The organism is Kitasatospora saccharophila, assembly GCF_039529925.1.
Lineage (GTDB): Bacteria > Actinomycetota > Actinomycetes > Streptomycetales > Streptomycetaceae > Kitasatospora > Kitasatospora saccharophila.
On record NZ_BAAANS010000130.1, the window covers coordinates 1 to 5,225 of the forward strand.

The window sequence follows — 5,225 nt, forward strand, 5'->3', positions numbered from 1 at the left end:
GACGACGATCTTGGCGGAGGTGGTGGCGCGGCTGGGGGCGGCGGCCGCGTTAGAGCTTGCGAAGTCCACTGAGGACCCTTTCGAGCAGCGTGACGTCGGGCTGGTTGCCGGATTCGCCGCCGGCTGCGGGCTGGTGGATGGCGACCAGGCCGGCCTCGGCCAGGTCCGCCACGAGGATGCGGGCCACTCCCAGCGGGAGGCCGAGCAGTGCGGAGATCTCGGCCACCGACTTCACGTCGGAGGTGCACAGGGCGCAGATCTGCTGGTGCTCGGGCAGCAGGGTGGCCATCCGGGCCTGGTCGACCGCGGCGGAGACCAGGGCCTCCAGCGCGAGTTCGTAGCGCGGCCGGGTCCGTCCGCCGGTCATCGCGAAGGGGCGGATCAGCGGGCCCGCGTCCTCCTCCTCGTCGGCGTACTCCTCGACGTGGCCGGGCTGCTGCTCCTCGTACCGGTGCGGCAGCTCGGGATCGGGGAAGGCGTGGGGGCCGGTGTGGGCCTGGCCGTATCCGTCCTGCTGCTGGTACCAGCGCGGGTCGGACTGCGGGGGCAGGTACGACTGGCCACCGTCGAACTGCGGCGCGTACTGCTGCTGCTGACCGTGGCCGACGCCGGGAGCCCCGAAAGCGTCGTGGCCGGAGCCCGCGTACGGGACGCCGTACTGGCCACTGTGGTCGGGCGGTGTCACGGTTCATCTCCTCAAAGGGTGCGGCGGTGCGTTGCTGGCCGCGTCGCCGGGGAGCGCCGTGGCCGGTGGTGCGAAGGCCGTACAACGCCCGGTCCCGAGGCCGCCGAAGCGACCTCGGGACGGGCAATGAGGTCTTTCGAATACCAGGACGGTATCCGACGAACCGTCAGTGCAGGAGACTGCCCTGGAGTTCGGCCCGCAGAGCGGGCGTCAGGACCGCGCCGGCGCGGTCCACGAGGAGGGCCATCTCGTAGCCGACGAGACCGATGTCGGAGTCCGGCGAGGCGAGCACCGCGAGCGCGGAGCCGTCGCTCACCGCCATCAGGAACAGGAAGCCCCGTTCCATCTCGACCACGGTCTGGGTCACGTCGCCGCCCTCGAAGATGCGGCTCGCACCCGAGGTCAGCGAGGTCAGTCCGGAGGCGACGGCGGCCAGCTGGTCGGCACGGTCCCGGGGGAAGCCCTCGGACATGCACAGCAGGAGACCGTCGGCGGAGACCACCACGGTGTGGGACACCCCGGGGGTGTTGTCCACGAAATTGGTGATCAGCCAGTTCAGGTTCTGTGCGGCCTGGCTCATCTGGGTCAACTCAACGCTCCTGCTGGTTCGAGCCGCCGAAGAGATCGGTGCTGCTGTTGTGCGGTCCATCACCGTACGCCCCCTGGTCGGGGTCGATCCGGAAGCTGCCGGTGGCACCGGGGTCGCCGCCGGCCTGGCGGCCCTGCTCGACGCCGCGGCGCAGGTTGGTCAGGCGGCCGCGGACCTCGTTCGGGTCGCGGGAGACCTGGGGGCCTTCCTGCGGGGTGGTCCGGGCGTTGCCCGGGACCAGGTTCTGGCGGGGCACCCGGCGCGGCAGCCCCGAGGGGGTGGTGCCGGCCGAGGAGGGCTCGCGCAGCTTCTCCGCGCGCTGCCAGTCGCCGTCGTTCGGCGACTCCCACTCGTTGGGCGCCGCGGTCGGACCGGTCGGCCCGTAGCCGCCCAGCGCCGACACGTCGTGGCCGCGCGGCTCGTCGACCGGTGCCGAGGTGTCCCGCGCGCCGGTGAACCAGTTCGGGGACTCGCCGCCCGCGGGGCGGCCCGCACCGCCGCCCGCCAGCTGCTGCCCCGGACGCCGCTGCGGCAGCGCGCCGCCGGCCGGGTCCGCCGCGGAGCGGGCCGGCGGCAGGGCCGGCAGCTCCTCGGCGGGGTACGGGTGCCCGGCGGGCTCCTCGTAGCCGTAGTCCTGCTGCTGCCCGTAGCCGTCCGGTCCGTAGCCGTCCTGCCGGTACCCGTCCTGCTGGTACCCGTCCGGCCCGTAGCCGTCCTGCTGGTAGCCGTCCTGCCGGTACTCGTCGGCGTACGGCTGCTGGTAGGAGCCGGCGTACTGCTCCTCGCCGTAGGGCTCCTGCGCGTACTGCTCCGGGGCGTACGGCTCCTCGCCGTACTGGGCGGGCGCGTACGGGTCGTCCTGGCGGTAGCCGTAGGCGTCCGGCTGCGCGGGCTGCTGCGGGGCCTGCTGCGGCTCGAAGGGGCGGCCGTAGGCGTCCGCCTCGGGGCGGCCGTACGGGTCCTCCTGCGGGGCGCCGTAGCCGGCCGCGTCCTGCTCCGGGTGGCGGTAGCCGGCCGCGGGGCCGCCGGGCTCGCCGTAGGGCGACTCCAGGACCTCCGCCTCCACCGGCTCCTGGGCGGACGGGCCGGGGCCGATCTCCAGGGCGGCCCGGCGGCGCTCCTCCAGCCGCTGGGAGCGCTGCATGGACTCCAGCGCGGGGGAGAAGCCGTTGCCGGGCACGGCGCCACGGGTGGGCAGGTGGTCGTCGAAGCCGAGTTCGGCCGCGGTGCGCTCCTGGCCGTCGAACGCCCACTCGGCGTTCGGCTCCTGCTCCGCGAAGATCCGGGAGACGGTGAACTCCTCGGCCTGCGGCTCCGGGGCGGGCGCGCCCAGGTGGGTCAGCTGCTGCGGGAGCATGACCAGCGAGGTGGTGCCGGCCGACTCGCCGGACGGGCGCAGCTGCACGCGGATGTTGTGCCGCTGGGACAGCCGGCCGACCACGAACAGGCCCATCCGGCGGGAGATGGTGGCGTCGACGGTGGGCGGCTCGGCCAGCTTCTCGTTGATCTCGGCGAAGTCCTCGGCGGTCAGGCCGATGCCCTTGTCGTGGATCTCGACCAGCACCCGGCTGTCCGGCAGCCGGGTCGCGTTGACCAGCACCCGGGTCTGCGGGGAGGAGAACGAGGTGGCGTTCTCCAGCAGCTCGGCGAGCAGGTGGACGAGGTCGGTCACGGCGGGGCCGACCACGTCGGCCTCGGGGATGCCGGCCAGCTCGATCCGCTCGTAGTGCTCCACCTCGGAGGCGGCGGCGCGCAGCACGTCGACCAGCGGGACGGGGGTGCTCCAGCGGCGGCCGGGCTCCTCGCCCGCGAGGACGAGGAGGTTCTCGCCGTTGCGGCGCATGCGGGTCGCCAGGTGGTCCAGCTTGAAGAGGTTCTCCAGCTGGTCCGGGTCGGCCTCGTTGTTCTCCAGGTCGGTGATCAGCGCCAGCTGGCGCTGGATCAGGCCCTGGCTGCGGCGCGAGAGGTTGGTGAAGATCGCGTTGACGTTGCCCCGCAGCAGCGCCTGCTCGGCGGCGAGCGAGACGGCCTGCTGGTGGACCTGGTCGAAGGCGCGGGCGACCTCGCCGATCTCGTCCTTGCCGTGCAGCGGGATCGGGCTGACCGCGGTGTCGACCCGCTCCGGGTCGGTCTTGGAGAGCTTGTCGACCAGCTCCGGCAGGCGGTGGTTGGCGATGTCGAGCGCGGCGGTGTTCAGGGTCCGCATGCCGAGGATCATCGAGCGGGCGATGTAGCCGGTGAGCAGACCGGCCAGCACCAGCGAGGCGATCACGATCAGCGAGTTGAGCACCCAGTCGGTGAAGGCCCGGTCCTTGATGCCCTGGGCCTCGCTGACGACCTGGGCGAGCAGGTCGGTCTCGGCCGCGCGCAGCGCGCTCATGTGGCTCTTGGTGGCCTGGTCCCACAGCGGGCGGGTCAGACCGTCCTTGCCGACCTGGTCGATGATGCTGGCGGCGTGGTCGCCGCCGGCCGCGGTGTTGGACAGCTGGCCGGCGTAGGACATGCCGACCGCGAGCAGGCCCTGCATGGTGGGCAGGCTGTGGCCGTCGGGCATGCGCAGCGGCAGGCGCTGGTCGGCGGTGGCCTGGTCGACCAGGGCGTCGGAGTACACCTTGATCTCGGTGTCGCCGGAGGCGGTGTTGAACTCGCTGAGCGCGGTCTGCTCCAGGCGGGAGGCGACCACCAGCGACTGGATCAGGTCGTCGCCCTCGTGGCCGTCCACGCCGCCGACGCCGAGGCCGACCAGCAGGTTGAGCATCAGCGCGCGCTGGGTGGAGGCGGACGCCTTGGCCAGCGACATCGCGTAGATCGCGCGGCCCTTGGAGGTGACGTTGGTGGAGCCGAAGCCGACCGAGTTGTCGATGGCCAGCAGCGGCGCGAACATCAGCGAGTAGGCGTTGGCGGTCGCGGTCGCGAACAGCTCCGGCTTGTAGGCGTTCTCGCGCAGGTGCGGCAGGTACGCCACGGCCTGCTGGAACTGGTCGTTGCGGCGCTGCATGGTCGGGTCGTCCTTGACCTCCGCGAACGCCGCGTCGTACGCCTTGAGGGCCTCGTCGGTCTTGTCCCGGAGCTTCTTCACCTCGCCCTGGTCGCCCTGCCCGGTCAGCAGCGGGACCAGCGTCTCGTCGCGCTCCTGCTCCAGGGCGTCGGCGAGCTTGGTGGCGGCGCTGGCCAGGTCGGCGATGCGCACCGCGCGGTCGGCCTGGTTGTAGTCGTCCAGCGAGGTGTTGACGCGCAGGCCGCCGAAGACCAGGGCGATGACGACCGGGATGACCAGGATGGCCACCAGGCGGGTCGGCACGCGCCAGTTCAGCGGGGACAGGAAGTCGTACCGGCCGCCGCCCCGGCGCGGGGCCTCCTCGGCGGGCGCGGGCCGCGCGGCGGGCTCGGCGGCGACGGCGCGGGGCTGCTCGGCGCGGTCACGGTCCCCGGTCGCGGAGAACGCGGAGAACTGACCGTTGTTCGGGCCGCTACCCGGGTCCTGCTGGCGGGGCTCTGAGCGCCGCTGAGGGGTGACTGGCTGCTTACGCCTCACTCGACAACAACCTCTCGACCGACTGGCGGCCATGGATCTATCCGGCGGCTACCCCCCGACGGGCCGCGGCCCGCGTGGGTCCTACGGGGTAGCTGGAATTCCAACACGAGCCGCTGGGCCGGACAAACGGCCCCTCCGGCTCGCACGCCAGGGGTGGAAAACGGACATAAACGGTTGAACTCCCGCAAAGTTCAAGGTCATTGGCGCGCACCGGGTACGAATGGTCACGCAGTGTCAAAGACTCCCGGCAAATGCCTACCGAACTGTTACCGGGGGGTGCGAACCATCCTTGGCGCGCGCCCCCCGGCCAGGTCCGGGCTCACCGCAGTCGGGCGAGGAGGGCGTGTTCGACGAGGGTGATGAGGGCGCTCTTGGCGCTGTCCCGGCGTCGGGCGTCGAGGGTGATGATGGGGATC

The 5,225-nt window shown here is 72.4% G+C and carries 3 protein-coding genes and 1 pseudogene; all 4 read right to left on the bottom strand.

Annotated elements, in window-relative coordinates; translation table 11 throughout:
* Positions 1-49: 49 nt before the first annotated feature.
* A complete protein-coding gene (locus tag ABD345_RS39605; RefSeq protein WP_344559648.1) occupies positions 50-685 on the bottom strand; it encodes a DUF742 domain-containing protein in 636 nt (211 codons plus the stop codon).
* 166 nt (positions 686-851) lie between these two features.
* On the bottom strand, positions 852-1,265 hold the full coding sequence (locus tag ABD345_RS39610) for a roadblock/LC7 domain-containing protein (protein ID WP_014138208.1): 414 nt from the start codon (positions 1,263-1,265) through the stop codon (positions 852-854).
* Between the two features lie 10 nt (positions 1,266-1,275).
* The gene (locus ABD345_RS39615; protein ID WP_344559650.1) at positions 1,276-4,809 is read right to left on the bottom strand and encodes a sensor histidine kinase; all 3,534 of its coding nucleotides are present in this window, start codon (positions 4,807-4,809) and stop codon (positions 1,276-1,278) included.
* Between the two features lie 319 nt (positions 4,810-5,128).
* Positions 5,129-5,225 (bottom strand): annotated as a pseudogene (locus ABD345_RS39620) (ATP-binding protein); the annotation flags it as partial.